The 3,493-nt window shown below is 74.0% G+C and carries 2 protein-coding genes; both read right to left on the reverse strand.

The features are described from left to right. Positions 1-108 precede the first annotated feature (108 nt). On the reverse strand, positions 109-1,842 hold the full coding sequence (locus AB0G02_RS31860; RefSeq protein WP_360801493.1) for an ABC transporter ATP-binding protein: 1,734 nt from the start codon (positions 1,840-1,842) through the stop codon (positions 109-111). Further along, positions 1,842-3,434: an ABC transporter ATP-binding protein gene (locus AB0G02_RS31865; RefSeq protein ID WP_360801495.1), complete on the reverse strand. Its 1,593-nt coding sequence runs from the start codon at positions 3,432-3,434 to the stop codon at positions 1,842-1,844. Before AB0G02_RS31865 ends, AB0G02_RS31860 begins: the two co-directional genes overlap by 1 nt. Positions 3,435-3,493: the final 59 nt, after the last annotated feature.

Here is a 3,493-nt window from a genome sequence, read left to right on the forward strand (position 1 = left end):
GCCTGCCGGCTTCGTCCAGCCTAAGGCACCCGAACCCATGTCAAATCGGGCCTTGGTGGGGTGGTGGCGGGGCCGTTGGGGCTGGTGTGGGGTTGGAAAGCGTTGGGGTTAGAGGGCGGTGGGGGTTGGTTCGGGGACGGGGGTCGGCCGGGGGACGGGGGTGGGTTGCCAGGCCGCCATCAGGTCGCGGTAGAGGGGGGCGGTGGCCAGGAGGTCGGCGTGGGTTCCCAGCAGTGGTGGGCCGCCGTCCATCAGGAGGACCAGGTTTGCCCGCAGTGCCGACGAGAGGCGGTGGGCGATGACGATCAGGGTGCCGCCTCGGGCCGCGAAGGCTTGTTCCACCAGGGCTTCCGCTGCCGGGTCGAGGGCTGAGGTCGCTTCGTCCAGGATCACGACGTCCGCAGGTGAGGCGTAGACCCGCGCGGCGGCCAGGAGTTGGGCTTCGCCGCCCGACAGGCCGCCCCCTGCGTGGCCCACGGTTCCCGCCAGACCGCCCAGTCGCGTCACGAGCTGTGACGCGCCGACGGCCTCCACTGCTTGCAGGAGGACTGCGTCGGAGGCGGAGGGGGCGAACAGGGCGAGGTTCTCGCGCACGGTGCCGGTGAACAGGTACGTCTCCTGGGGCACGAGTGCGATTCGTTCATGCCGCACGTCCGGCGCCACTTGGCGCACCGGGACGCCGCCGAACCGCACGACGCCGGCTTGGGGTTCGACCATGCCGGTGACCAGGCCGGCGAGGGTGGACTTCCCGATTCCGCTCGGGCCGACCACGGCCAGGTGGGAGCCCTCCGGCAGGACCAGGTCGAGGTCGCGGACCACGGGTTCCGCGGTGGCGCTCCAGCCGAACGTGACCTTGCGCAGCTCCACCTCGGACCCGCCGGGCACGGCGTCACCGGACGGCACGTCGATCACCGGCGCGGCTTCGGCCAACCTCCGCAACGCCACCACGAGCCGCAGCACGACGGTGCTCGTGGTGTCCGCCAACCGCCGCAACGCGGGCTGCACGCTGGTGCTCAGGTACACCACGCCACCGAGCACCTCACCGACCGTCAACGTGCCGGCCCGCACCATCCCCGGGGCCACGAGCAGCAACAACACCAACGGCGCGAAGCCGCCGAGCGCGATGACGATCCCGCGCAACGCCGTGGCGAACGCCATCCGCACGGTCGCGGAGGCCTGCCGGTCGACCTGCTCCATCACGTCCCGCAGCGCGTGGTCCGCACCGCCGACGGCGACCACGTCCCGCATGCCGAGGAACACCGTCCCGGCGACGGACGCGGCCTGCTCGTCGGCCAGCACGAGCCTGCGCTGACCGCGCGCCAACGACGGCAGCAGCAGCCCGAACAGCACCAGGGCCGCCACGACGGGCAAGATCACCAGCCAGGCCAACGACGACACGGTCGCCGCCAGACCGACGAGGGCGGCGGCGGTGGTCACCAGCAGCGCACGGGCCTGAACGAGGACGCCGGCGGTGGCGTCGCGGACCACCTCGACGTGCCGGGTGATCCGGGCGACCGCACTGGCGTCCGGCTGGCGGGTCTGCGAACCGCCGTGCAGCACACCGCGCACGACCTGGCGCACCAGGGCGTCCCGCAGCGGTTCGACCACCGCGCCGAGCCGCATGAACACCTGCCGCAGACCGAACCCGCCGAGCACGGCGACGGCGGCGAACACCAGCAGCCACCCGACGCCGACCCACGGCCGACCGGCCGCGAAGCCCCGGTCCACCGCCAGCCCGACCAACCGGCCGGACAGCAGCGCGGGCACACCTTCCAACACCGACCAGCCGAGCAGCACCAGGATGCCGCGCCGCTGCTCGCGCAACGCCCGCAGGTACGTCATCAGCCGAACACCGCCCGGTACTCGTCGTCGTCCCACAGCTCCGAGTGCGGACCGACCGCGCGCACCCGGCCCTCGTCCAGCCACACCACGACGTCCGCCCGCCGCGCGGTCGCCGCGCGGTGCGTCACCACGACCCGCGTCCGGCCCGGCAGCGCGGACTCGACCGCACGCTCCACTGTGGACTCCGTCACCATGTCGAGGCTGGCCGTGGCGTCGTCGAGCACCAGCACCTCCGGGTCGCGCACGAACGCCCTGGCCAGCCCGAGCCGTTGCGCCTCGCCACCGGACATGGGCGCCACCGACATGGGCGTGTCGTACCCCTCGGGCAGCCGCACGACCACGTCGTGCACCTGAGCGGCGCGGCAGGCGGCTTCGACGTCGCGGAGGTCGCGGGACGTGCCGTAGCGGACCGTGTCGGCCACCGTCGCGCCGACGAGGGCGGGCCGCTCGAACGCGTAGCCGACGGACCCGCCGCGCCGGACCTCGCCGGTGGACGGCCTGGTCAGGCCGCCGATCACGGACGCCAGCGCCGACTTGCCCGACCCGGACCTGCCGACCACGGCGACGAACGTCCCCGCGGGGACGGTGAGGTCCACGTCGTGCAGCGCGCCGGACACGTTCACGCCGGTCAGGACCAGTTCGCCCGGTGGGGCGGGTTCCGGTCGCTCCTCGGGCGGTGTCGGGGTAGTGAGCACTTCCTCGATGCGCTGCGCGGACGCCCGCGCGCGCTGCAAGGCCGTCAGCAGGGCGGTCTGCCCGACCACCGTCATCCCCAGCGCCACGTACCCGAGCGCGGCCAGCACGTCACCCACGCTCAACCGGCCGGCGACGACGCCGAACCCGGCGGCGGTCAGCACGGCCAGCTCCACCGCGGGCAGCAGCAGGCCGGCCCGCCAGATCATCCGCGCCTGGGTGCGCCACATGCCGACACCGGCGGCGGTCAGCCGGGGCAGCGGCCGCAGCACCCGCTCGGCCTCCTGGTCGGCCCGACCGGAGGCGGCGATCGTGCGCAGGCCGCCGACGGCGTCCACGAGCCGCGCGGACAGCTCGCCGGACACCTCCTGGTAGGTCGCCACGTCCACGGCCGTCAGCCGAAGGTGCGACCTCACGAGCAACGCGGCCAGCGGCACGCTCAGCAGGAACACCACCGCGAGCCGCCAGTCCAGCAAGGCCAGGGCGGTGATCGCGCCGGCCGCGGTGAGCACCGAGATGCCCAGGTTCACCGCCAGCACCGCGACACCGCCCGCGATCGCGCTGTCGCCGGTCAGCCGGCTCACCGCGTCACCGGCCTCGAACCGCGTCGGGTGGCCCAGCGCCACCAGGTGAGCGGTCAACCGGCGGCGCAGCCACGCCGCGCCGCGCGCGGTGATGGACGCCGCGAGCACCACGCCGATCGCGTCACCGAGCACTTCCACGCCCGCGAGCCCGACCAGCCACAACACCGTGCCGCGGTCCAGCCGACCGGCCAGGGCCATGTCCACCGCGGAGGCCAGGGCGGTGGGCAGCAGGAGCCCGGCGGCCGTCGCGGGCAGCGCGTTCAGCGCCAGCAGCAGCCAACGGGGATCGCGTCGCACGACAGAGGACAGCACCATGCTTGGGGACTCCTATGGCGATCGCCGCGGACGGGCGCATCATGTGTCGGGGGGCCGTC

Origin of the sequence: Actinosynnema sp. NPDC023658 (genome assembly GCF_040639995.1) — a bacterium.
GTDB lineage: Bacteria > Actinomycetota > Actinomycetes > Mycobacteriales > Pseudonocardiaceae > Actinosynnema.

Coding starts and splice junctions, on each gene's coding strand:
- AB0G02_RS31860 (WP_360801493.1), bottom strand. CDS start 1,842: ATGACGTACCTGCGGGCGTTGCGCGAGCAGCGGCGCGGCATCCTGGTG.
- AB0G02_RS31865 (WP_360801495.1), bottom strand. CDS start 3,434: ATGGTGCTGTCCTCTGTCGTGCGACGCGATCCCCGTTGGCTGCTGCTG.